Genomic DNA, 21,995 nt, shown 5'->3' on the forward strand with positions numbered 1-21,995 from the left:
GGCGGCGATCACCGTTGTGCGTTGCGGGCGATCCTATCGCTCGGTGGCAGGCGTCTTGCCGGCAGCGTCTTCGGCTTTGATGCGGCGCAAGGTTGCCAGGATCTGCTCCACGCGTTGGCCGACGGGATACGCCATCGTATGCCCCCTGCCGTCTGGATCCAGAAAATGCACCCCGGCGACGCCAATTTCCGGCGTACGGTTGCAGCTGTTTTCATAGGCAGGCACGCTCTCGAGCGGCGGCCCTTTGAAATGCTCCAGAACCTTGACGGTGAGCCGCTCGCCGCTGGCGGAGGGTACCAACTTGCCGCCCTCGGCGTACACCACATAGGTGGCGATATCGTAGAGCTTCTCGACAGTGTAGGGAGTAAAGTTCTGAGCGGGCGTGCATGCCTTGGCAGTGGCGGGAAAGAACATCAACACCGTCAGCCAAAGGCAAGCGCTGTTGATTGTCTTCATACTGACCTCGGAGTAAAAATTCATTGTTGGGCGTCAAGGATGTGAAGTACATCGTTTGGCACGCCGCCGTTCGTCAGGCGCTTGCTCAGCATGGGCATCGGATGCACCCGCCCATCCTCGACATAGCCGACGATCAGCCATTCTGCGCCAGCCTCGACCGAGAAATCGAACGCACCATCGCAGCTTGAACCGCTTGGCTCTTCAACGTAACCGCTTGCGGACACCCTCTTCCTGGGCGTTCCGCGCCACCAACGCGTCGTTTCAGACTCAAAATTTTGAGCAACAAGAAGCGAAGGCGGTGTTGGCAGCGATACGACCGAGGTCACTTTTCCAAGGAACACGACTTGCTTCGGGTCTTTTTTGGCCAGGAATGCGTTGAGGCTGTACGTTTCCTCGGCAAGTTTGCATGCGTGGGCAGGAATAAGCGCACTGAAGAGTGACAGGCCAAGGGAGAAGGAAAGCAATGTCGCGCTGGCGTGCATGGGTCCTTTCATTCACCGGAATGAAGGCAGACCGGCTCGCGCCATGCGATGTGTGACCACAGACGATCCGGTGCTCAGTTCATTGGAGCGGGTGAAGGGAATCGAACCCTCGTCGTAAGCTTGGGAAGCTTCTGCTCTACCATTGAGCTACACCCGCGTGCAACGCATTTTACGCTTGATTGACTGCTACCGACAAGTTTACCCGACTGCAAAATGAAGGGGGAAACGCTGATTTTTCTTGATGGTGCGGCTGGCGGGGATCGAACCCACAACCCTTGGCTTCGGAGGCCAATACTCTATCCATTGAGCTACAGCCGCATTCCTGGTCCGATTCGGACGCTTGAACGACCTGAACGGTCGCAGGCATTATAAGCTCCCGACCGCTTCTAACCCAAGGGTTTTCGGTCGATTCACACCTGACAACCCAGCCGTCAGTCACCCCGCCAATTTGCTGAGGAAATCCATCGCACCGATCTCATCGACGAACGACGCCCGAATGGTATCGCCATTGTTGTAGTCAACGATCACGTCAATTTTTTGCAAGGACCCGTTGGGCTTGGTCTTGTCGAGTTGTCCCAACTGGACAAGCGCCTCCTCGACTGACATGCACTTTGCTTCGGTACCGAATAACGGTACCAATATGATCTGAACAATAAAACGTTCGAGCGTCGCTTGCAAAGCAGTCATAAATTTATCGGTCTCATTCTTCGAAGCGTCAACCAGAAAAACGCGGATTTCGGCCTTCTCGGCGTCAGATAATGATGCAAGCCTAACGTTGGCCTCCGCAAAGGACTTATCCGACGTGTCCTCATCGAATTCGATGTCGAATCCAACCGCTGCAAAAGCATCAACAACTTGTCTGTAAGGAATGTAAAGCACTGAAAATTTATTGTTGCGAAGTTGAGCAAGTGCGTTGTCTGTAAACTCGCCTGCAAGTACTGCCCCGTAAAACGGCGCAGCCAGATGATGGAGTTCGATTATCGGAAGGATAGCGCCTTGAATTTCTTGCGCCTTATTTTTCGAATGCTTCGTATATCGCCGCCATGCCGCCTCAATAAACGCAACAGGCATTCCACGTTCGGTTTCAGATCCACCAACCTCGATCACAAAATCAAGATCGTGTTTGTTGCCGTACTTGTCATTCCAACTAACTTTTTTCCCAGTTCGTGCTGGGCGCTCTTTTTGAGAGTCTAAATAGAAATGTTTTGCGCCTGCGAACGCCTCTAGCCTTGGCTTGAGAATGCGATTCAAAACAATATCCTCAAGTAAATTCCCGAGGTCTTGTCCAAACTTGTGTGAAGGTGAGCTCGCCATCTTATCCTTTAATCCAAAGGCGTCCCTCGTGAAGCGGGACCGTGTGTTTACGATTCTTCCATTTAACGTTACGCTCGCGGATCTTTTCGAACTCCCACGACTCGAAGCCGGCAGCAACTGCCAGTTCTCCAAACCACCGCTCTACTGGCGCATGTACACCGTAGGGTGCGGAATCGCCGATGACCAAACATAGGTTGCTTGATTTTGTAGTCACGCGACGAAGTGCAGTAAATGTGTCAGCCATATCCGAAAAATATGCCGCAATCATCGTATGATAAGCCTTATTGCCACCTTTTGTTGCTCTTACGATCGCGAGTTCGTTACAAACTACGGATAGCTCCTCACGAATTGGTCCTAATGATGGCCGATCCAAGAGCTGCTCGAGATTGAGCTTCTCTTTCGAAGCATGCTGCGAGCTCGAACAGATCAAATATTTTCGAACAGCTTCATGGAGATCTCCCCAGGAATTCACTTCTCCCCAAAAAGTCATTTCGAGACGGGTCGCGTCCGCATAATCGTAGTTATTCGCGTACGGGGGCGAAGTTATGACCAAATCGACAACGCGATCAGGGATTCCTTCAAGTGATCTGGCATCTGCCTGTAACAAAGTCGAACGACTAATTTTCTGGCTTCTCTGCATCGTCTCCATGTCAGAGGCCATGATGATGGCTTGTGAAGTTAGCGCTTCGGCAGGACTTGAAACATTTACTTTTGTCTTGTTTGGCAAAACGTATTGCCATTGAGCGGTGCCGACGTGACTGGATGGGCGCAGGATCGCGTTGAGAGCTAAGAATATAAGCGAGCGAGTCTGTTCATCAAGCCCAGGGGCAACGGCCAAATAGGCGCGTCTCAGTGCAAGAAGTTCGCTCAGAGTTTCCCTTGTGAAACATTTCGCAAGCAAGTCTGGCACATCGTCCTGAGACTCGTGAGTTTCTCGCTGGGCCCTAGCCTCAATATCAGCAACCGCATCGCGGAATGCTGAGACATCTGATGGCCAAGATACCTTTCCCTTCGCCAATCTGTATACGAACGGGTGGGATTCGACCCCGTATGATCTGATTCCAGCCCTATCCGCCTCAACACAAACAGTTCCAGAACCAACAAACGGGTCGAGCACAGTCGTTGCATTGCGTTCAGCAATCACGGACGCAACCCAGTCTGCAGAAAAGCCCGCTGAGTACCGAAACCATCGGTGAACAGGCAACTTCATGTTAGGACTGAAGGTTCCGGACTGCTCCGCATCGAGTTTCGCCCGGGACTTGCCTGCGGCTTTCGGTGGGGGGGGAAGGTCAAAAAGTTCTTCTTGTATCGCAGATTTCATAAGCTGATGAGTCGTGTCGCGCGTTGTAAGGGGGAATCGTACTAGAAGAGACAACGGAAGGCGCCGCAAATGAGAGCGCACACGCGTTGTTAGTGACGAGCGCAATCTTAACACCCCACGCAGCATCACTGAAGGACTTCGGACCTGTGCGCGCACTAGTTCATGGCGCCTGTTCACTCGACGAGGGGTCGAGCGTATAGCCACGATCACCTTCGCGGGGACTAACGAAAAATAGACCGGGTCAGACGCGCCCTCACTGACGTTTCGACGATGAACGCGTGGCGTCTACAAAGTGAAGCTTGCTAAGTAGTCATCTCCAGGTGGAGGCCTGCGACTTTGTCGCACCACAAACGAGCGCCGATCACATGCATAGACAATGGGCCGCCGGACTACCGTCCGGGCCTTGCGAAGGAGCGCGACATGAACAGACGCTTTGCCACATTTCTCGACACGTCCCTGTGGGTCAGCGCCCTGATGGCGCTCGTCTATCACGTGCGCTTCCTCATGTTCGTCGACTACGACGCCTTGCAGGCGCGCTCGCACATCGACCAGGCATTCTATTTCTTCACCGGACTCGGGCACGAATCCTTCGCCGTGTTTTTCGTGATCAACGGCATCTTCGTCGGCCTGTTCTTGCGCCACATGCCGACCGCGCAGGGCGATCGTGCGCTGCTCGCGCGCTGGTGGCGCTCGCACCTGGCGCTGTTGCCGGTGCTGGCCCTGGGCGGCCTGCTCGACCTGGCCGGCGTGCATTTTTTCAACGGCTCGGGCTTGTACTCCGACTTTCCCGCCTTTAGCACCGTCACCCTGAGCTGGCCCGCCTTTTACAGCAATCTGTTCATGCTGCAACCGGCCCTGACGCCCACCTTCGGCAGCAACGGCATGCTGTATCTGTACGCCTACCTGTGGTGGTCCTGCTGCCTGCTGCTTGTGCTGCGGCGCGCATGGCGCAGCCACGCGCCGTGGCCCCTGGCGGGCGGCGCCGCGCTGCTGCTGGGCCTGGTGGTGTGGATGCCGCCGACGTTCTGGCCCTGGCTGACGGTCTGGCTGCTGGGCGTGGCGGTCGGCCTGCGCGGGCCGTGGCCCCGGCCCCTGCTCCACCCGCTGGCGGCCTGGGGCTTGCTGGCGGCGGCGATCCTGTTTTCGCGCCTGGCCGGCGCCCGCACCGACCTGTTGCCGGCGCCTTGGGGGCAACTGCTGATGCTGTGGAAGTACGTGATCGTCGGCTTGGGATTTGCCGCCGTCGCCAGCGTGCGCTACCGCAGCCCGATGGTGCCGGTGGCGCGCGGCGCGGCACCCTCCTTCTTCGCCAGGCTGAACCGCCATCTGGCCGACAGCGCCAGCGTGGCCTTCCTGTTTCATTTTCCTTTGATGATGCTGCTTACCGCGATCGGCGCCGACCTGTTCGGCCACCGCCTGATGCAACAGCCGGGACCGCTGTGTTATGCGCTGGTGGGCGCCATCGTGATGGCCTGCTATGCGGCAAGCCATGCGCTGGTGCGCTGCATCGGCGCCCGCCTGGGCGGCTTGCGGCCGCTGGTGTGAGGCCGGTGCCGCTATCGGCGCGCCCTCATGGCGCCGGCGCCGCCAGTTCGCGCGCCTGGCGAAAGCCGTCGACCATCACGCCGAAGGCTTGCACCTTCATGTCCTCGCCCGGCACGCGCAGGATGTAGGACGGGTGGTAGACCACCACCACCCAGCGCCCCTCGTGCAGGAAGGGCTTGCCCAGCACCTCCTTGAGCGTGGCGTGCGGATTGCCCGTCACCGCCTTGAGCGCGGTGCTGCCCAGGGCGACGACGACCTCGGGCCGGACCTGCGCGAGCTCGCTGCCCAGCCAGTAAGCGCAGGCGTCCACCTCGCGCTGGGCCGGGGTCTTGTGCATGCGCCGCTTGCCGCGTGGTTCCCACTTGAAATGTTTGACGGCATTGGTGAGGTAGATCGTGCGCCGGTCCAGCTCGGCCTTGGCCATGGCCCGGTCCAGCAGTTGCCCGGCCGGACCGACGAAGGGCAAGCCGGCCAGGTCTTCCTGGTCGCCCGGCTGCTCGCCCACCAGCATGATGCGCGCCTCGACCGGGCCGACGCCGCCGACCGCCTGGGTCGCGTGCTGCCACAGCTCGCAACGGCGGCACTGGTCGAGCGTGCTGGGGGCGTCGCGTTGCGGCTGGGCCTGGTCGGCACTGATGGGAATGACGGCGCCGCCGCGCTGCCCCACGCTGTGGGTCTGCCCCACCCTGCGCGCGCCGGCCGCCGCCTGCGACACCATCTCGGGCACCAGCGCGCCTTCGGGCAGGTTTTTCCAGAAGCGCGTGGGGATGTGTCCGTGCATCAGGTCGGCATTCAGGCGCGCCGGGTTGAAGATGCTGCGGTAATAAGTGAGCCATAAAGCTTCGCCGGCGTCGTCGATATCTTCCGGGCCGCGCATCAGCGGGCCGGTGCTGTGCAGGGTGGCGCCGTCCCACAGCACGCTGGCCTCGGGCGTGGCGATCATCCAGGTGACCTTGCCCATGCGGCTGGCGAAGTGGCGCGCCACCTGCGGCAGCACGTCGTGGGCCGGCTCGAACCAGGCCACGAAACGGGGCGGACCGGCGTCTTCGCGGCGCTCGCGGAAACGGATGTAGGCATGCATGTCATGTTCCTCGCGATGCACCGCCTTGACCATGGCGTACAGGCGGGCGCCGTCTTGGTCGGCGGCCGAGAGCACGTCTTTTTCGCCCTGCTGCCAGCACCACAGCACCAGGTACAAAAACGCCCAGCGGTTCGGCACGCGGCAGCAAGCCGCGCTTTGCAGCATGTCCATCAGCTGGCGCGGTATGCGCATGGTGGACGTGCTGTCAGCTTGGACCGCATCCGTGGCCGGCGCTTGCGCGCCCTGCGAAAAAAGATCGCCGTCGTCCTTGTGCGAAATCCATTGCACGGCGTGGGGCGGCACCTTGTGCGCCAGCAAGTCGCGCGCGGCGTGGCGCCACTGCTCGAAGGAGTGGACCAGCACCGGACGCCCGGCCGCAGCCGAGGCGGCCGCGCTTACGCCGCCTGCAGTTCCGCCCATAAATCCAGCTGCCGTGGTGAATGCTCGGCCATCGAGCGGCGCAACACCTCGGACGCGGTGGTGTCCGAGGCCGGCCGGTAGTCGGCCGTGACGATGAACGGGGCGATCTTTTTCATGCTGCAACGCAGGCGGGTCAGGTCGGCGTAGCGGATGCGGCGCAGGCGGCGCAGTTCCACCAGCCGTTTGGCGTTGCGCAGACCGATCCCGGGCACGCGCGCGATCATCGTTTCTTCGGCCAGGTTCAGGTCCATCGGAAAATGCTCGCGGTGCGCCAGCGCCCAGGCCAGCTTGGGATCGATGTCGAGCGCCAGGTTGCCGGCCGCCGGCAACAGTTCGGCCGCATTGAAACCGTAGCTGCGCATGAGAAAATCGGCCTGGTACAAGCGGTGCTCGCGCTGCATGGGCGGGGGCGCCGCCGGCACCGAGTCGGGGCTTTGCGGGATCGGGCTGAAGGCCGAATAGTAGACGCGCTTGAGCTTGTAGCTGCCGTACAGGGTTTCGGCGGTGTTCAGAATGGTCTGGTCGTCGCTGGCGTCGGCGCCGACGATCATCTGGGTGCTCTGCCCGGCCGGCGCAAATGTGGGCGCGCGCGGCTCCTGCGCCTTTTCGTCGAGCTTGCGGCGGATCGAGCCCATCGCCAGCTTGATGGTATGTACGCTCTTTTCGGGCGCCAGGCGCGTGATGCTGCCCTCGGTCGGCAGTTCGATGTTGACGCTGAGCCGGTCGGCATACTTGCCGGCGGCGGCGATCAGGGCGGCGTCGGCATCGGGAATGGTCTTGAGGTGGATGTAGCCACGGAAATTGTGGACTTCACGCAACTGCCGCGCGATGGCCACCAATTGCTCCATGGTGTAGTCGGCCGACTGGATGATGCCGGAACTGAGGAACAAGCCATCGATGTAGTTGCGCAGGTAAAAGTCGACCGTCAGCTTGACCACTTCGTCGACCGAGAACCGCGCGCGCGGCACGTTGGAGGTGCGCCGGTTGACGCAATACTGGCAGTCGTAGACGCAGAAATTGGTCAGCAGGATCTTGAGCAGGGACACGCAGCGCCCGTCCGGCGTATAGCTGTGGCAAATACCCATGCCGTTGGTGGCGCCGATGCCGTCCTTGCCCTCGGACGAGCGCCTGGGCGCGCCGCTGCTGGCGCAGGAGGCGTCGTATTTGGCCGCGTCGGCGAGGATTTCGAGCTTGTCGGTCAGTTCCATGGGCTTGACGCTTCACTGTATATATATACAGTATGGTACACCATTCCCATGGACGGGGGCACGCGCGCGGCGCGCCTGTGCAAGATTGCTACGCGCGCTTGGCCTGCGGCAGGGTGGCGCGGCAGGCCGCCAGTTGGACTTCCTGTTCCCGCAGCACTTCCAGGAAGCTGCCCAGCGAAACCGGATGGTGGAACAGGTAGCCCTGCATGGTCAGGCAACCGTTGGCCTTGAGGTAGCGCGCCTGCACCTCGGTTTCCACCCCTTCGGCGATCAAATGCAGGCCCAGGCCGCGCGCGATCGAAATGATCGCCAGGATGACCGGATAATGCCCCTGCTCGTCGTGGATTTCCTTCACAAACGACTGGTCGATCTTGATCGTGTGGATCGGGAAGCGGTGCAGGTAGGACAGCGAGGAGTAACCGGTGCCGAAATCGTCGATCGCCACCGATACGCCCAGCTGGCACAGTTTGTTCAACTGCTCGATCGCGTACTGCGGATTGCGGATGCAGATATTTTCGGTGATTTCGACTTCGATCTGGGCCGGCGAAATCCCGTAGCGCAGCAGCGCGCCGCGCATCTTTTCGAAAAAGTCGCCGCGGTCGAGGTATTGCGGCGACAAATTCAGGGACAGGCGGATCGATTCGCCGCCGTTCTCGTTCCAGACCAGCATGTCGCGGCACAGGGCGCCCAGCATCCAGTCCGAAATCGGCAGCATCAGGCCATTGTCTTCGGCGAACGGCAGGAACTCGTTGGCGGTCAGGAGGCCGCGCTGCGGATGGTTCCAGCGCATCAGCCCTTCGGCGCCGATGATGCGGCCCGTGATCACGTCGATCTGCGGCTGGTAGTACATTTCCAGCTCGTTCTGCTCGAGCGCCTTGCGCAGGCTCTGTTCGAGCGCGATCTTCTGGTGCGACACGTCGAGCATCGAGTTGTGATAAAAACTCTGGCCGTTCTTGCCCAGCGCCTTGACCTGGTACATGGCGATGTCGGCATGGCGCAGCAGCTCGTCGATCGACTCGCCGTCGCCCGGATAAATCGCGATGCCGATGCTGGCCGAAATGTGTACCTGGTGCCCATCGAGGTCGAACGGCAGGTGCAGGCAGGCGAGGAATTGCTCGGCGATGGCTTTTGCTTCGCCGCGTCCGGCCAGTTCCGGCAGCACGATGGTAAATTCGTCGCCGCCCTGGCGCGCCAGGGTGTCGCCGTCGCGCAGGCATTGCTTCAGGCGCAGCGCGACCTGCTGCAGCAGCTCGTCGCCCTTGACGTGGCCGAGCGTGTCGTTCACCAGCTTGAAGCGATCGAGGTCGATGAACATCACGGCCAGCTCGGTCAGTTTGCGCTTGGCCTGGATGATGGCCAGCCCGAGGCGGTCCTTGAACAGCATGCGGTTCGGCAGGTCGGTCAGGATGTCGTGGTAAGCCTGGTACGAGATGACCTCTTCGGCGCGCTTGCGGTCGGTGATATCGCGCGCCACGCCGTAGGTGCCGTAGAACTCGAGCTTCCTGACATCGTTATCCGGCACATGCATGCCCATCGAATTGAGCGAGATGGTCATCAGGGTGGTGTTGAACTGGCGGTCCTGGCCGGCGCGCGCATGGCACTTCAGGCGCAGTTCGACGTTGCGCGAGGCCCGTTCGTCGACGCGGCGCTCGTTGAAGGCGTAGCGCGCGCGTTCGAGGTCTTCATCATGCACCAGGATCGTGTAGTGCTGGCCGATCAGGTCTTCGCGCGCAAAGCCGAGCAACTGGAAGGCGCGGTCGTTGATGAAGGTGAAGCGCCCCTCGTGATTGAGGGTGTAGATGATGTCGGGCGAACTGTCGACCAGGTAGCGGTACAGCTTTTCGGAGTTTTCCAGCTGCGAGGCGATGCGCTCGTTGTCCAGCGCCAGGCTGCGCTGCTGGAGCGCGTTGCCGACCGTCTTGAGCATCTCTTCGCGGCTGTAGGGCTTGCGCAGGTAATCGTAGGCGCCGCGCTTGAGGGCGCCGATGGCCGCCTCGATGCCGACGTCGCCGCTCATCACGATCACGTCGGCGTCGATGTCGCGCTCGTTGATGAAGTCCATGATTTCATGGCCGCTCATGTCGGGCAGGCGCAGGTCGAGCAGCACCAGGTCGAAGCGGCGCGCGCTCAGTTGCGCCAGCGCCTCGGCGCCGCTCCTGGCGGTGACCAGCTCGAAACCGCGGTCGCGCAGCAGCTCGTGCAGCGCCGACAGCAGGCGCGGCTCGTCGTCGATCAGCAGGATGCGCGGCTGCGCCTGGGCATCGGGGCTGATACAGGCATCGGTCTGCGACAGCGCGCTGGCGGGATTGTCGTTCATTGGAACCTTAAACGGAATCCATCGTCCGCACCCGCAACGCGCACTGGCCCGGCCGGTGCGGGAAACAGGGGCGCCAAGGCGCGCCCGGGCCGCTTGCGAAGATCGTTGTCCGAATGCTGCATGGTGTCGAAAACTGCCGCCAAATGGTCGATGGTTGGAGGTGGCGCGCAACGCGATGCGACCACGACGAAAAATCAAATACGCCTGTCGCGCGCGGGGTTTGGGCAGCGTGTCAGGTTTTAAAAACGGCTATCTTAGCATATATGCACGAATGTTGACCCGAGGAACGTTACTCAAAGCAAAACTTTTTATTGTCAAGTGGCGCCGCGCGTCACGATGCCAGGGCCGCCGGACGCCTGCGGTGATACAGGCGCGAGGCCACCCACAAGGCGAGCGCGCACAAGGCGAAGCCGACCTGGCCCATGGCCAGCCACAGCATCGAGTGCGACAGGAACGGCGCGATCACGCCCGCCACCAAGGCGCCCAGCAGGGTGACGGCGAACGACTGGCACGAGGCGACGGTGCCGCGGATGCGCGGGAACAGGTCGAGCGCGAGCAGGGTGGCGCCGGGCGCGATCAGCGACATGCCGAAGGTGTAGAAAAACATCGGCGCCACGCTCCACGGCAACGCCGGTGTAAAGACGCTGTGATACAACAGATTGGCGCTGGCGGCCGTGAGCAAAAAGCCGAAACCGATGCCGATCTGGCGCGCGAAGCTCATTTTGCCGGCGATCCGGTTGGCCGTGAGCGCGCCCAGGAAGATGCCGGCCACCGAGGGAATGAACAGCCATCCGAATTGGTCCGGTCCCAGGCGCAGGTGCATTGGCAGCGCCACCGGCGCGGCCGAGATGTACAAGAACAGGCCGGCGAAGTTGAGGGCCACGATGCCGGCCTTCATGTGGAACAGGGGCGAGCTGAAAATGGCGCTGTAGTTTTGCCACAGGTAGCGCGGATTGAAGGTCTGGCGTTTGTCGGGCGGCAGCGTTTCGGGCAGGCGCCGGTAGCAGTACACGAACAGGATCACGCTGTAGGCCAGCAGCACCAGGAAGATGGTGCGCCAGTCCGAATAGGTAACGATCCAGCCGCCCAGGATGGGCGCAATGGCCGGCGCGATCGTGAAGATCATCGTCACCAGCGATAGCAGGCGCGCCGCCGGCGCATCGTCGTACAGGTCGCGGATGATGGCGCGTCCCACCACCACCCCGGCCCCGGCGGAGACGCCCTGCATGATCCGGAAGATCCACAGGTAGTGGACCGAATGCGAGGCGGCGCAGCCGAAGGTGCCGATGGCGAACACCACCAGCGCGCACAGTACCACGTTGCGGCGCCCGAAGGCGTCGGCCAGCGCGCCATGCCACAGCACCATGCCGGCAAAAGCGAGCATGTAGGCGGTCAGGGTTTGCTGGACTTCGATCGGGGTGGCGCCCAGCGACGCTTCGATGTTGGGGAAGGCCGGCAGGTAGGCGTCGATCGAGAACGGTCCCAACATCGACAGCCCGGCCAGCAGGGTCGCCAGGCCCACCATCCCGGGAACCGCGCGCCGCGTCACGGGCGGCAGCGGCACCGGCGTGACGGGGTCCGGCGGCAGGTCGGGCGGCGGGCTGGGGAACATGCTTACTCCGGTTTTGGCTTGGCTTCTTCGCGCCGGTTGTAGCCGGCCACCATGTCGAACCTGAACAGGCGGCATTCGAGGGCGCCATTGAAGAATGGCGTCTTGCGCGCTTCTTTCAGGCGCAGCAGCTTGGGCAAGGTCAGGTCGGCGGTAAACAGGAACACGGTCCAGCCGGCGAAGCGCTGCTTGAGCGTGGTGCCCAGCGCCGAGTAGAACGCGACCGACATGTCGTCGGCCGGGATGGTGCTGTCGCCGCGCACGCCGATCCGCTCGCCGTACGGCGGGTTGGTCAAGAGGATGCCCGGCTGCTCGGTGGGCGCCTTCACTTCCTGCGCTTCGATCTGCTTGAGCGGCACGTCGAACATGATGCCGGCGATTTTCAGGTTATGGCGCGTCATGGCGACCATGTCGCCCGAGATGTCGCTGCCGAAGATGGTTGGCTCGCTTGGCAGCGGCAGCGGCTTGATCGCGTTCTTCATGTCCTGCCACGGGGCGGCCACGAAGTTGTGGAATTTCTCGAACGCGAAACTGCGGCGCGCGCCGGGCGGAATGCCCTGTACCATCTGGGCCGCTTCGATCAGGATGGTGCCCGAGCCGCACATCGGGTCGAACAGCACCGTGCCCGGCTTCCAGCCGGAGACGCGCAGCATGCCGGCGGCGAGGTTCTCGCGCAGCGGCGCGTCGCCCGTTTCTTCGCGCCAGCCGCGCTTGAACAGGGCTTCGCCGGAGGTGTCCAGGTAGACCGTGAAGTTGCGGTTGTCGAGGAAGCCCACGATGCGCATGTCCGGCTCGCGCGTGTTGACCGACGGGCGCTTGTCGAACTGGTCGCGGAAGCGGTCGCAGATCGCGTCCTTGATCTTGAGCGTGGTGAATTCCAGGCTGCGCAGGGGCGACTTGACGGCGGTGACATCGACCCGGATGGTGTGGTCGACCCCGAACCAGTCTTCCCAGGGCTGGGCCAGGACCAGGTCGTAGATATCGTTCTCGTTGGCGTAGCTGGCGTGCGCCATGCGCATCAGCACGCGCGAGGCGATGCGCGAGTGCAGGTTGATGCGGTAAGCGTCAGTCTGGTCGCCGGAGCAGTGTACGCCGCCGGGAACCTGGTTGTGTACCTTCATGGTGGTGCTGGTCAGGGCGATTTCGCCCAGTTCTTCGGCAAGCGCCGCTTCCATGCCGCGTGGGCATGGGCAGAAAAATGATGGCATGTGGTGAACCCTTTGTCCGTTGTGAAAAATCGTTTGTTGCTAATACCGGTGTAGCTGTTTGAGCCACTATCCTTCGTCTTTCCCGCGAAGGCGGGAATCCATAGCACATGTGCTTAGCGGAGGTGCTATGGATTCCCGCCTTCGCGGGAACGACGGGACTCTGCAGCCGACCTCTAAAGATTGCGTTTCAAGCGCTAAGAGAGCGCCCGCTCAACAAAATCGAGCCGGTCCTGTCCCCAGAACCCTTCCCCGTCAACCACGTACCACGGCACCCCGAACACGCTGGCGGCCATGGCTTCATCGGTGTTGCGCTCGTACTGCTCCTGCACGCCGGCGGTGGCCGACGACTTGACCAGCATTTTTCCATCGAGCCCGCAGGCGCTGGCGATCTGCGCCAGCGTGTCTTCGTCCGAGATATTCCGGTCCTCGGCCCACAGCGCGCGCATGATCGCGCCGGTCAGCCCCAGCGCCGCCTCGGCGCCCAGGCTGGTGCGCGCGGCGATGATCAGGCGCGCCGCCGCTTCCGGCGGCACCGGAAAAAACGTCGGATGCGCAATCAGCGGCACGCCCAGATGGCTCGACCAGCGCGCCAGTTCCTGCAGGCGGTAGGCCTGGCGCTGCGGCGCGCGCTTGGCCAGCGGCAGCCCGCCCGACACGCTGAACACCTTGCCCAGGTCGAAAGGCTTGATGTCGATCAGCGCCCCGCGCGCATTTGCCATGGCCACAAAACGCTCATGACCCAGGTACGCCCAAGGCGACTGCGGCGCGAAAAAATACTGAACCGTTTTACTCATGAAGCCCCCCTCAGAAGGGTTTGACCACGACCAGGATCACGATGGCGGCCAGCAGCAGCACCGGCACCTCGTTGAAATAGCGGAACCAGACGTGGCTGCGTTTGTTCGCGCCGCGTTCGAATTTTTTCAGGAGCGAGCCGCATGCGTGGTGGTAACCGATCACCAGCAACACCAGCGCCAGCTTGGCATGCATCCAGCCGCCTTTGAAGCCATATCCGAGCCACAGCCAGACCCCCAGCAGCACCGCCGGCACCGCCAGCATGGTGGTAAAGCGCAGCAGCTTGCGCGCCATCAGCAGCAGGCGCGCGCTGGCCACCGTTTCGGTCTCCTGCGCCAGGTTGACGAAAATGCGCGGCAGGTAAAACAGCCCGGCAAACCACGAGGCGATGAAGATGATGTGAAAAGCTTTAATCCAGAGCATGGCAATCCAAAGTAAATTACGGGCTTAAGAGCGCACTTCGCCGTGGCCGAACACCACGTACTTGAGCGATGTTAATCCTTCCAGCCCGACCGGGCCGCGCGCGTGCAGCTTGTCGTTGGAGATGCCGATTTCGGCGCCCAGGCCGTACTCGAAGCCGTCCGCAAAACGGGTCGAGGCGTTGACCATCACCGAGGCCGAATCGACTTCGCGCAAAAAGCGCAGCGCGTCGCTGTAGTCTTCGGTGATGATCGCTTCGGTGTGCTTCGACGAATAGCTGTTGATATGGTCGATCGCCGCGTCCATGTCATCGACCAGCTTGATCGACAAGACCGGCGCCAGGTATTCGGTGGACCAGTCTTCTTCCACCGCCGCCACCAGGTGCGGGTAGCCCGCCAGCAGCGCCAACGATTCCGGATCGGCGCGCAGTTCGACTTCCTTGCCGGCATACAGCTGCGCCAGGCGTGGCAGCACGGTCGGCGCGATGGCGCGCGCGACCAGCAAGGTTTCCATGGTGTTGCAGGTGCCGTAGCGGTGGCACTTGGCGTTGAACGCGATCGCCACCGCTTTTTCCAGGTCGGCCTTGGTGTCGATGTAGACGTGGCAGATGCCGTCCAGGTGCTTGATCATCGGGACCGTGGCTTCGGCGATCAGGCGCGCGATCAAGCCTTTGCCGCCGCGCGGCACGATCACGTCCACATACTCGGGCATGGTGATCAGCGCGCCGACGGCGGCGCGGTCGGTGGTGTCGACGATTTGCACGCCGTCGGCCGGCAAGCCGGCGCCGGCCAGGCCCTCGGCCACGATCCTGGCCAGCGCGCGGTTGCAGTTGATCGCTTCCGAGCCGCCGCGCAGGATGGTCGCGTTGCCGCTCTTGATGCACAGCCCCGCCGCGTCGACCGTGACGTTCGGGCGCGCTTCGTAGATGATGCCGATCACGCCCAGCGGCACGCGCATCTGGCCCACCTGGATACCGCTCGGGCGGAACTTCATGTTCGAGATTTCGCCGATCGGGTCGGCCAGCGAGACGATCTGGCGCAAGCCTTCGACCATGGTGTCGATGGCTTTGTCCGACAGTTGCAGGCGGTCCAGCATGGCCGGCGCCAGGCCGGCGGCGGCGGCGCCATCGAGGTCGAGCTGATTGGCGGCGCGCAGCAGCGCGCTGTCGCGCACGATGGCGTCGGCGATCAGCAGCAGCGCACGGTTGCGGGTGGCGCTGTCGGACCTTGCCATGGCGCGCGAAGCGGCGCGGGCGCGCTGGCCGACCTGTTGCATGTATTCGGTAATGTTCATTATTTCGTCTAGGTGAAGCGCATCGATCGCGCCGGCACCATGGTAGCGTGCCGCTGCGTTCTATCCGCGCGTTACTTTCAAGGCCAGTTGCAGCATCGCATCCCAGGCGTCGCCGGCGAAGCCTTTGGCGCGCAGGCCCTTGATCATTTTGTCGACCTGCGCGGCGTCGCGCATCGCGCCTTCCAGGGTCGGCAACGAGATGCGGCGCAGCGCCGGTTCCATCATGCGTTCACGCGGACCCCAGATGCGGTGTTCCTTGAGCAGCACGCCGAGCGGCCGTCCCTGCGCCATCCCGGATTTCAATTTTAACAGCGTACGGATTTCTTCGGCGACCGCCCATAAAACCAGCGGCAGCGCCTCGCCTTCGCCTTTCAGGCCTTCGAGCATGCGCACCAGGCGTGCGCAATCGCCCGCCAGCATGGCCTCGGACAACTTGAACACATCGTAGCGCGCCACGTTGAGCACCGCGTCGTGTACCTGCTCGAAGGTCAGCTTGCCGGGGTCGTGCAGCAGCGCGAGCTTCTGAATCTCCTGGTGCGCCGCCAGCAGGTTGCCTTCGACCCGGTCGGCGATGAAGTCGAGCGACTGGCGGTCGGCGGAGAGGCCGTGCGCTGCCAGGCGCGTGCCGATCCAGCCGGGCAGCTGGGGGCGTTCGATGGCCGGAATTTCGATGTACACGGCGGCCTGCTGCAAGGCGCCCACCCAGGCCGCCTTGGCGGTCTGCCAATCGAGCTTGGGCAGGGTGATCAACGTGAGGTTGTCTGGACTGAGATCCTTGGCGTAGCTTTGCAGCGCGGCCCCGCCATCCTTGCCCGGCTTGCCGGTCGGGATGCGCAGTTCGATCAGCTTCTTGTCGCCGAACAGCGACAAGGCCTGGTTGGCGGCCAGCAGCTCGCCCCATTTGAAGGTGCGCTCCACGGTCAGCACGTCGCGTTCGGAGTAGCCGTTGGCGCGCGCGGCGCGGCGGATCTTGTCGGCCGCCTCCAGCGCCAGCAGATGCTCGTCGCTGGCGATCACGTACAGCGGCGCGATCGTCTTGGCCAGGTGCCCTTCGAGCGCGTCAATCCTCAGCTGCATCGCATGCTCATGTCGGCTTGACCGCCACCAGGCGGCGCAGGATCTGCTGAACCAGGTCGGTCTGCATGTCGCGGTACAGCAGCACTTCTTCCGATTCCTTGCCCAGCACCTGGCTCTCGTCGAAGGTAATCGAGCGCTTGAGCGAGATTTCGGTGGCCGGCAGCAGTTCCGCGCCCTTGTTGTCGCGCAGGCGGAATACCAGGGTGTAGGTCAGCAGGTACTCGCGCACGCGGCCCTGGGCGTTGAGCGAGAGGATCTGCTTGCCGCGCGTTTCCGACAGCACGTCGAACAGGGTTTCGGCCTTGGACGCGTCGGCGAGCACCTTCACGTCGTCGCCGCCGCGCAGGTTGCGCCGCAACTCGGTGCCGAGGGCCGACGTTTCGGGGAAGGCCAGGTAGATGCTGTGGAACGGCATCTTGAACTGGCCGTTCGAGCCGCGCAGCTGGAAGCCGCACGCGGACAGGCTTGCGAGCAGCACCAGCGCACATGTGGCGCGCAGCACGGTGGCGGAGCGAGGAATGGTCATCGCTTACACCACGATGCTGATCAGTTTGCCGGGCACCACGATCACCTTTTTCGGCGGCGTCTCGATGTACTTCTGCACCGCTTCGCAGGCCAGCGCCATCGCTTCGATGGAGGCCTTGTCGGCATCCTTGGCGACCTTGATCGAGCCGCGCAGCTTGCCGTTCACCTGGATCATCATCTCGATCTCGGCCTGTTCCAGCGCGGCCGGATCGACCTGCGGCCACTGCACGTCGAGGATATCGCCGTGGACCTTGGCGTAGCCCAGTTCTTCCCACAGCACGTGGGTGATGTGCGGCGCGACCGGGTTGAGCACGCGCAGGAAGATCGACAGGCCTTCGGCGATGACCGCGTCGGTGGCCGCGCCGTCTTCCAGCTTGGCCGATTCCATCGTGTTGAGCATCTTCATGCAGGCCGACACCACCGTGTTGTACTGGATGCGTTTCAGGTCGTACTCGGCCTGCTGCAGGATCTTGTGCAGTTCACGGCGCAGCGTCTTGTGCGCTTCGCCGCCTTCGACCTTGCCGGTCGCGGCCAGGCTTGAAGCGATGCGCGGCGATTGCGCGTACGCATACGCCCACACGCGGCGCAGGAAGCGGCTGGCGCCTTCGACGCCGCTGTCGGACCATTCGAGCGTCTGCTCCGGCGGCGACGCGAACATGGTGAACAGGCGCGCGGTGTCGGCGCCGTACTGGCCGATCTGGGCTTGCGGGTCGATGCCGTTGTTTTTCGACTTCGACATCTTTTCAGTGCCGCCGATGATCACCGGCTGGCCGTCGCTCTTGAGCGTGGCGCCTTGCGGACGACCCTTGTCGTCCAGGGTCAGGTCGATATCGGCCGGGTTGAACCAGACGTACTTGCCCGGCTGCGGTTCGCGGTAGTAGGTTTCGTTGAGCACCATGCCTTGCGTGAGCAGGTTGACGAACGGCTCGTCGAACTTGACCAGGCCGAGTTCGCGCATGATCTTGGTCCAGAAGCGCGCGTACAGCAGGTGCATGACGGCGTGTTCGATGCCGCCGATGTACTGGTCCATCGGCATCCAGTAATCGTTGCGCGCGTCGACCATCGCCTCGGTGCTGCCTGGCGAGGTATAGCGCATGTAGTACCACGACGAATCGACGAAGGTGTCCATCGTGTCGGTCTCGCGGCGCGCCGGTTTGCCGCACTGCGGGCAGTCGCACTTGAGGAACGCCTCGTGCTTGCCCAGCGGATTGCCGCTGCCGTCCGGGACGCAGTCTTCCGGCAGCACCACCGGCAAGTCTTTTTCGGGCACCGGCACCACGCCGCAATCGGCGCAGTGGATCATCGGGATCGGGGTGCCCCAGTAGCGCTGGCGCGAAATGCCCCAGTCGCGCAGGCGGAAGGTGATCTTCTTGTCGCCCAGGCCGGCCGTGGCCAGGTCGCCAGCGACTGCATTGACGGCGGCGATGTGATCGAGGCCGTCGTATTTGCCGGAGTTGATGGAGACGCCGTTTTCCTTGTCGCCGTACCATTCCTGCCAGGCGTCGAGCGAGTATTGCTTGCCTTCGACCGCGACCACCTGCTTGATCGGCAGATTGTATTTTTTGGCGAACGCGAAATCGCGCTCGTCGTGCGCGGGCACGCCCATGACGGCGCCGTCGCCGTAGGTGATCAGCACGTAGTTGCCGACCCAGACTTCGACCTGCTCATTGGTGAGAGGATGGGTGACGAACAGGCCCGTTGGCATGCCCTTCTTCTCCATGGTCGCCATGTCGGCTTCGATCACGCTACCGAGTTTACACTCGGCGATGAAGGCCGCCAGTTCCGGGTTGGTTTGCGCGGCGTGCTGCGCCAGCGCGTGCTCCGGCGCCACGGCGCAGAAGGTCACGCCCATGATGGTGTCGGCGCGGGTGGTGAAGACGTACATCTTGCCGTCGTCGATCAGCGTTTTTCCAGTAGCGTCGGCGGCGTTGGCGATGGTATGCGGGAAGGCGAAGCGCACGCCGACCGACTTGCCGATCCAGTTGGCCTGCATGACGCGCACTCTTTCCGGCCAGCCTGGCAGCTTGTTGTCGACATAGTCGAGCAGTTCGTCGGCGTAGTCGGTGATGCGCGCGTAGTACATCGGGATTTCGCGCTTTTCGATCGGCGCGCCGGAACGCCAGCCCTTGCCGTCGACGACCTGCTCGTTGGCCAGCACGGTCTGGTCGATCGGATCCCAGTTCACGGTGCCGGTCTTTTTGTAGATGATGCCTTTTTCGAGCATCTTGAGGAACATCCACTGGTTCCACTTGTAGTACTCGGGCTTGCAGGCGGTCATTTCGCGCGACCAGTCGATCGCCAGGCCCATCGACTCCATCTGCTCGCGCATGTGGGCGATGTTGGAATAGGTCCATTGCGCCGGCGGCACGTTGTTTTGCATGGCCGCGTTCTCGGCCGGCATGCCGAAGGCGTCCCAGCCCATCGGCATGAGCACGTTGTAGCCGCTCATGCGCAGGTAGCGGTACATCACATCATTGATCGTATAGTTGCGCACGTGGCCCATGTGCAGCTTGCCCGACGGGTAAGGCAGCATGGAGCAAGCGTAGTACTTACCTTTCGGGAAACGCGGGTCGTTCTCGACGGCCTTGTAGGCGTCGATGGCCTTCCAGTGGGCTTGGGCGGCTTGTTCAACGTCGGCGGGACTATATTTATCTTGCATGATGTGTGCGGCCAAGCGGGCGCGGCCAAAAGTAATATGAACCGATCATTATACTGGCACATCCCGTATCCGGGCACGGCCGGGGACAAGGGGCGAAAATTCGCTGAACGATGGGGCGGGCTTGCTGTCTAAACAACATGACAAGCAAATTCGACGCCTTAGCCTGCACGAAGCGGCTGGAAGATGCCGGCGTGATCCGAGGCACGCTTCAAAGCGACCGAACATGATCTGACCGTTAACCGCTGGTTGACGGGCCTGATCATTTCGCTGAACATCGCCATGGCGATCAAAATTTTCTTTCCCTGAAAGCACGATCAATCGCGGCGCATGGCTGTCCGTCTGAAGCATCTGGATTTTTTCTGAGCTAAGTAAGCTTTACCGGAAATTGCCATCATGACGATCAAATTCGACGCAATAGGGTATGCACAGCAATTGAGGTGGGTAAGCGCGCTGTTTTTCAGCCTGATCATCCCGATATTGCTGAAAACTTTCTGGCCCGGATTGCTGGCCTGAACGCCGCCCTGGCACGGTAAAATACCCGTCTGCCCAACTCGCCCAGCCATCCTGATGGTCCTCTACCAGGAATACCCGCCCCACCCCGCGCTGGCGCCCTATCTGGCTTGCCTGTGGACCTGCCAGGTGCTGCCCGGCGCCTCCCCCGTCACGCACCGGGTACTGCCGGACAACTGCATGGACATCCTGTGGCAGGATGTGGCCGCGCTGAGCCGGGTATCGGGCATGATGAGCACGGTCATCCTCGTGCCCGTGCATCAGCCTGTGCGCACCATCGCGGCGCGCTTCAAAGCGGGCGCCGCCGCGCACTTTTTCGCCATGCCGCTGCACGAACTGGCCGACCAGCATCCTTGCCTGGACGCGCTGTGGGACGGCGCCGCAGCACGCCAGTTCACCGATGCATTGTGGTCGCGCACCTTGTCGGACAGCGAGGCGGTCGCCACCGTCGAAGGCCTGCTGCTGCAACGCCTGCGCGGCACTGCCACCGGCATCAAGCCGGGCCTGGCAGATGCGGCCGTGAGCGCCATCGAGCGTAGCCACGGTTCCCTGCGCATCGAAACCCTGGCCGCGCAGCTGGGCGTGTCGCGCCAGCACCTGTCCAGCCAGTTCCGCGCCAGGGTTGGCCTGGGCGCCAAGCAGTTCGCGCGCGTGTGCCGCTTTCGCCAGGCCAGCGCACGCATCCGCGCCGCCAGCGACCCCACGCAGTTCGACTGGTCCAGCCTCGCACTCGAGCTGGGCTACTACGACCAGCCGCACCTGATCCACGAATTCCGCCAATTGTCGGGCAGCACGCCGGAATCGTTTGCCGCGCGGGCCTGACCGTGCATATCGTCCCGGCACCGTCTGCATGTCGCGAATAGTCGCTGGCGACCTTAGATCATCCAGCAGCAAAACCCTTGATTGTCGATCTCACGGAGCAAGGCAGCTATTCTACCGATGTCATCGGCGGAAATTTCCACGGCGCCAGTCAGCGGTTTATGAAGCATGCAAACGTTTTTCTGAATGCGTTCATACGATTCTTCAGGAAGCCGCGCTTGCTCAGCGAACTGAAGCAGCAGAGCCAGGCGAAGCTCGTTCTGCGAATGCCATTGGCTTAGCTGATCACTTGAAAAAGACAGAATATTGTTGAGTTCATTCTGCAATTTCTCGATGAGAAAGCAGGCATTGATCAGGCTCTTGCTCTCTGGAGAGTTATCCAACATAATTTTTGACATTCAAAAACGGCTTGCGATCAAGCCGGCGCAATCGACCAGCCGACAGCGGACCTGAGCTGACCGCCTTACATTTTTACAATACAAGCGGCGCGCGCCGTGGCAGGATGCTGTTTTTGCACTCACAGGAGACAATCATGATCAAGGGAATGCGCACAGTCTGCTACCCGGTCCAGGATATGGATGCGGCCAAGAAATGGTTCACCGAGGTGTTCCGCACCGCGCCCTACTTCGACGAGCCGTACTACATCGGCTTCGAGATCGGCGGCTTCGAACTGGGGCTGCACCCGGGCGAGCCCGGCATGCCCGGCTGCGTGGCCTACTGGGGCGTGGACGATATCGAGGCGGAAGTCGACCGCATCACCGGCCTGGGCGCGAGCATCCACTCGGCCATCCAGGATGTGGGCGAGTCGATCAAGGTGGTCGAGTTGAAGGATCCGTTCGGCAATACCTTGGGACTGATCTACAATCCGAACTTCGACCTCAAGAAGGTCAGCTGAGCACCAGCCGGATCAGGCGCACGGGCACTTGCTGCCCGCGCGCC

19 protein-coding genes and 2 tRNA genes are annotated in these 21,995 nt (G+C 62.1%); 3 read left to right on the forward strand and 18 right to left on the reverse strand.

Annotated features, from left to right (window positions below; translation table 11 throughout):
- Positions 1–33 precede the first annotated feature (33 nt).
- The 6 genes from F1735_RS03185 to F1735_RS03210 form a co-directional block, all read right to left on the reverse strand.
- The gene (locus tag F1735_RS03185; protein ID WP_167235572.1) at positions 34–456 is read right to left on the reverse strand and encodes a hypothetical protein; all 423 of its coding nucleotides are present in this window, start codon (positions 454–456) and stop codon (positions 34–36) included.
- 20 nt (positions 457–476) lie between these two features.
- Positions 477–938, reverse strand: a complete 462-nt coding sequence (locus tag F1735_RS03190) for a hypothetical protein (protein ID WP_167235573.1) — start codon at positions 936–938, stop codon at positions 477–479.
- Between the two features lie 83 nt (positions 939–1,021).
- A tRNA-Gly gene (locus tag F1735_RS03195) sits at positions 1,022–1,095 on the reverse strand.
- A gap of 85 nt (positions 1,096–1,180) precedes the next feature.
- Positions 1,181–1,256, reverse strand: a tRNA-Arg gene (locus F1735_RS03200).
- A 117-nt stretch (positions 1,257–1,373) separates the two neighbouring features.
- Entirely contained in the window at positions 1,374–2,189 is an 816-nt protein-coding gene (locus F1735_RS03205; protein WP_229505606.1) for a hypothetical protein, read from the reverse strand.
- 64 nt (positions 2,190–2,253) lie between these two features.
- Positions 2,254–3,573: a DNA methyltransferase gene (locus tag F1735_RS03210; RefSeq protein WP_167235575.1), complete on the reverse strand. Its 1,320-nt coding sequence runs from the start codon at positions 3,571–3,573 to the stop codon at positions 2,254–2,256.
- A gap of 420 nt (positions 3,574–3,993) precedes the next feature.
- Between F1735_RS03210 and F1735_RS03215 the strand changes: the two genes are divergently transcribed.
- Positions 3,994–5,118, forward strand: a complete 1,125-nt coding sequence (locus F1735_RS03215) for a hypothetical protein (protein WP_167235576.1) — start codon at positions 3,994–3,996, stop codon at positions 5,116–5,118.
- A 25-nt stretch (positions 5,119–5,143) separates the two neighbouring features.
- Here F1735_RS03215 and F1735_RS03220 read toward each other — a convergent pair whose 3' ends face one another.
- From F1735_RS03220 to leuS, 11 genes are all read right to left on the reverse strand, one after another.
- Positions 5,144–6,619, reverse strand: coding sequence for a UdgX family uracil-DNA binding protein (locus F1735_RS03220; protein ID WP_167235577.1), 1,476 nt, complete (start codon positions 6,617–6,619; stop codon positions 5,144–5,146).
- On the reverse strand, positions 6,595–7,827 hold the full coding sequence (locus F1735_RS03225; protein WP_167235578.1) for a putative DNA modification/repair radical SAM protein: 1,233 nt from the start codon (positions 7,825–7,827) through the stop codon (positions 6,595–6,597). The genes F1735_RS03220 and F1735_RS03225 overlap by 25 nt, the downstream gene beginning before the upstream one ends.
- A gap of 88 nt (positions 7,828–7,915) precedes the next feature.
- The gene (locus F1735_RS03230; protein ID WP_167235579.1) at positions 7,916–10,144 is read right to left on the reverse strand and encodes a putative bifunctional diguanylate cyclase/phosphodiesterase; all 2,229 of its coding nucleotides are present in this window, start codon (positions 10,142–10,144) and stop codon (positions 7,916–7,918) included.
- 331 nt (positions 10,145–10,475) lie between these two features.
- Positions 10,476–11,756: a multidrug effflux MFS transporter gene (locus F1735_RS03235; protein WP_167235580.1), complete on the reverse strand. Its 1,281-nt coding sequence runs from the start codon at positions 11,754–11,756 to the stop codon at positions 10,476–10,478.
- A gap of 2 nt (positions 11,757–11,758) precedes the next feature.
- Positions 11,759–12,961, reverse strand: a complete 1,203-nt coding sequence (locus tag F1735_RS03240) for a THUMP domain-containing class I SAM-dependent RNA methyltransferase (protein WP_373888462.1) — start codon at positions 12,959–12,961, stop codon at positions 11,759–11,761.
- A 194-nt stretch (positions 12,962–13,155) separates the two neighbouring features.
- Positions 13,156–13,755, reverse strand: a complete 600-nt coding sequence (locus tag F1735_RS03245; protein ID WP_167235581.1) for a 2-hydroxychromene-2-carboxylate isomerase — start codon at positions 13,753–13,755, stop codon at positions 13,156–13,158.
- 10 nt (positions 13,756–13,765) lie between these two features.
- Positions 13,766–14,176: a CopD family protein gene (locus F1735_RS03250; protein ID WP_167235582.1), complete on the reverse strand. Its 411-nt coding sequence runs from the start codon at positions 14,174–14,176 to the stop codon at positions 13,766–13,768.
- 24 nt (positions 14,177–14,200) lie between these two features.
- Entirely contained in the window at positions 14,201–15,466 is a 1,266-nt protein-coding gene (locus tag F1735_RS03255; protein WP_167235583.1) for a glutamate-5-semialdehyde dehydrogenase, read from the reverse strand.
- 60 nt (positions 15,467–15,526) lie between these two features.
- Positions 15,527–16,543 (reverse strand): DNA polymerase III subunit delta, encoded by a 1,017-nt coding sequence (gene holA, locus F1735_RS03260; RefSeq protein ID WP_167235584.1) that lies wholly within the window; start codon positions 16,541–16,543, stop codon positions 15,527–15,529.
- A gap of 7 nt (positions 16,544–16,550) precedes the next feature.
- The gene (locus tag F1735_RS03265) at positions 16,551–17,069 is read right to left on the reverse strand and encodes an LPS-assembly lipoprotein LptE (RefSeq protein WP_167235585.1); all 519 of its coding nucleotides are present in this window, start codon (positions 17,067–17,069) and stop codon (positions 16,551–16,553) included.
- A 3-nt stretch (positions 17,070–17,072) separates the two neighbouring features.
- Positions 17,073–19,727: a leucine--tRNA ligase gene (gene leuS / locus F1735_RS03270; protein ID WP_167235586.1), complete on the reverse strand. Its 2,655-nt coding sequence runs from the start codon at positions 19,725–19,727 to the stop codon at positions 17,073–17,075.
- A 567-nt stretch (positions 19,728–20,294) separates the two neighbouring features.
- Here leuS and F1735_RS03275 point away from each other — a divergent pair.
- Positions 20,295–21,059, forward strand: coding sequence for a DUF6597 domain-containing transcriptional factor (locus F1735_RS03275; RefSeq protein ID WP_167235587.1), 765 nt, complete (start codon positions 20,295–20,297; stop codon positions 21,057–21,059).
- Positions 21,060–21,112: 53 nt separating this feature from the next.
- On the opposite strand, the gene F1735_RS03280 is transcribed toward F1735_RS03275, so the two are convergent.
- The gene (locus F1735_RS03280; RefSeq protein WP_167235588.1) at positions 21,113–21,454 is read right to left on the reverse strand and encodes a hypothetical protein; all 342 of its coding nucleotides are present in this window, start codon (positions 21,452–21,454) and stop codon (positions 21,113–21,115) included.
- A 134-nt stretch (positions 21,455–21,588) separates the two neighbouring features.
- Between F1735_RS03280 and F1735_RS03285 the strand changes: the two genes are divergently transcribed.
- Positions 21,589–21,951, forward strand: coding sequence for a VOC family protein (locus F1735_RS03285; protein WP_167235589.1), 363 nt, complete (start codon positions 21,589–21,591; stop codon positions 21,949–21,951).
- Positions 21,952–21,995: the final 44 nt, after the last annotated feature.

Source organism: Massilia genomosp. 1, from assembly GCF_011682185.1.
Taxonomy (GTDB): domain Bacteria; phylum Pseudomonadota; class Gammaproteobacteria; order Burkholderiales; family Burkholderiaceae_D; genus Telluria_A; species Telluria_A rubra.

What these genes read in the sequence shown, in the direction of transcription:
- F1735_RS03185 (WP_167235572.1), bottom strand. Translation starts at nt 456, where the DNA reads ATGAAGACAATCAACAGCGCTTGCCTTTGGCTGACGGTGTTGATGTTC.
- F1735_RS03190 (WP_167235573.1), bottom strand. Translation starts at nt 938, where the DNA reads ATGCACGCCAGCGCGACATTGCTTTCCTTCTCCCTTGGCCTGTCACTC.
- F1735_RS03210 (WP_167235575.1), bottom strand. Translation starts at nt 3,573, where the DNA reads ATGAAATCTGCGATACAAGAAGAACTTTTTGACCTTCCCCCCCCACCG.
- F1735_RS03215 (WP_167235576.1), top strand. Translation starts at nt 3,994, where the DNA reads ATGAACAGACGCTTTGCCACATTTCTCGACACGTCCCTGTGGGTCAGC.
- F1735_RS03220 (WP_167235577.1), bottom strand. Translation starts at nt 6,619, where the DNA reads ATGGGCGGAACTGCAGGCGGCGTAAGCGCGGCCGCCTCGGCTGCGGCC.
- F1735_RS03225 (WP_167235578.1), bottom strand. Translation starts at nt 7,827, where the DNA reads ATGGAACTGACCGACAAGCTCGAAATCCTCGCCGACGCGGCCAAATAC.
- F1735_RS03230 (WP_167235579.1), bottom strand. Translation starts at nt 10,144, where the DNA reads ATGAACGACAATCCCGCCAGCGCGCTGTCGCAGACCGATGCCTGTATC.
- F1735_RS03235 (WP_167235580.1), bottom strand. Translation starts at nt 11,756, where the DNA reads ATGTTCCCCAGCCCGCCGCCCGACCTGCCGCCGGACCCCGTCACGCCG.
- F1735_RS03240 (WP_373888462.1), bottom strand. Translation starts at nt 12,961, where the DNA reads ATGCCATCATTTTTCTGCCCATGCCCACGCGGCATGGAAGCGGCGCTT.
- F1735_RS03245 (WP_167235581.1), bottom strand. Translation starts at nt 13,755, where the DNA reads ATGAGTAAAACGGTTCAGTATTTTTTCGCGCCGCAGTCGCCTTGGGCG.
- F1735_RS03250 (WP_167235582.1), bottom strand. Translation starts at nt 14,176, where the DNA reads ATGCTCTGGATTAAAGCTTTTCACATCATCTTCATCGCCTCGTGGTTT.
- F1735_RS03255 (WP_167235583.1), bottom strand. Translation starts at nt 15,466, where the DNA reads ATGAACATTACCGAATACATGCAACAGGTCGGCCAGCGCGCCCGCGCC.
- holA (WP_167235584.1), bottom strand. Translation starts at nt 16,543, where the DNA reads ATGCAGCTGAGGATTGACGCGCTCGAAGGGCACCTGGCCAAGACGATC.
- F1735_RS03265 (WP_167235585.1), bottom strand. Translation starts at nt 17,069, where the DNA reads ATGACCATTCCTCGCTCCGCCACCGTGCTGCGCGCCACATGTGCGCTG.
- leuS (WP_167235586.1), bottom strand. Translation starts at nt 19,727, where the DNA reads ATGCAAGATAAATATAGTCCCGCCGACGTTGAACAAGCCGCCCAAGCC.
- F1735_RS03275 (WP_167235587.1), top strand. Translation starts at nt 20,295, where the DNA reads ATGGTCCTCTACCAGGAATACCCGCCCCACCCCGCGCTGGCGCCCTAT.
- F1735_RS03280 (WP_167235588.1), bottom strand. Translation starts at nt 21,454, where the DNA reads ATGTCAAAAATTATGTTGGATAACTCTCCAGAGAGCAAGAGCCTGATC.
- F1735_RS03285 (WP_167235589.1), top strand. Translation starts at nt 21,589, where the DNA reads ATGATCAAGGGAATGCGCACAGTCTGCTACCCGGTCCAGGATATGGAT.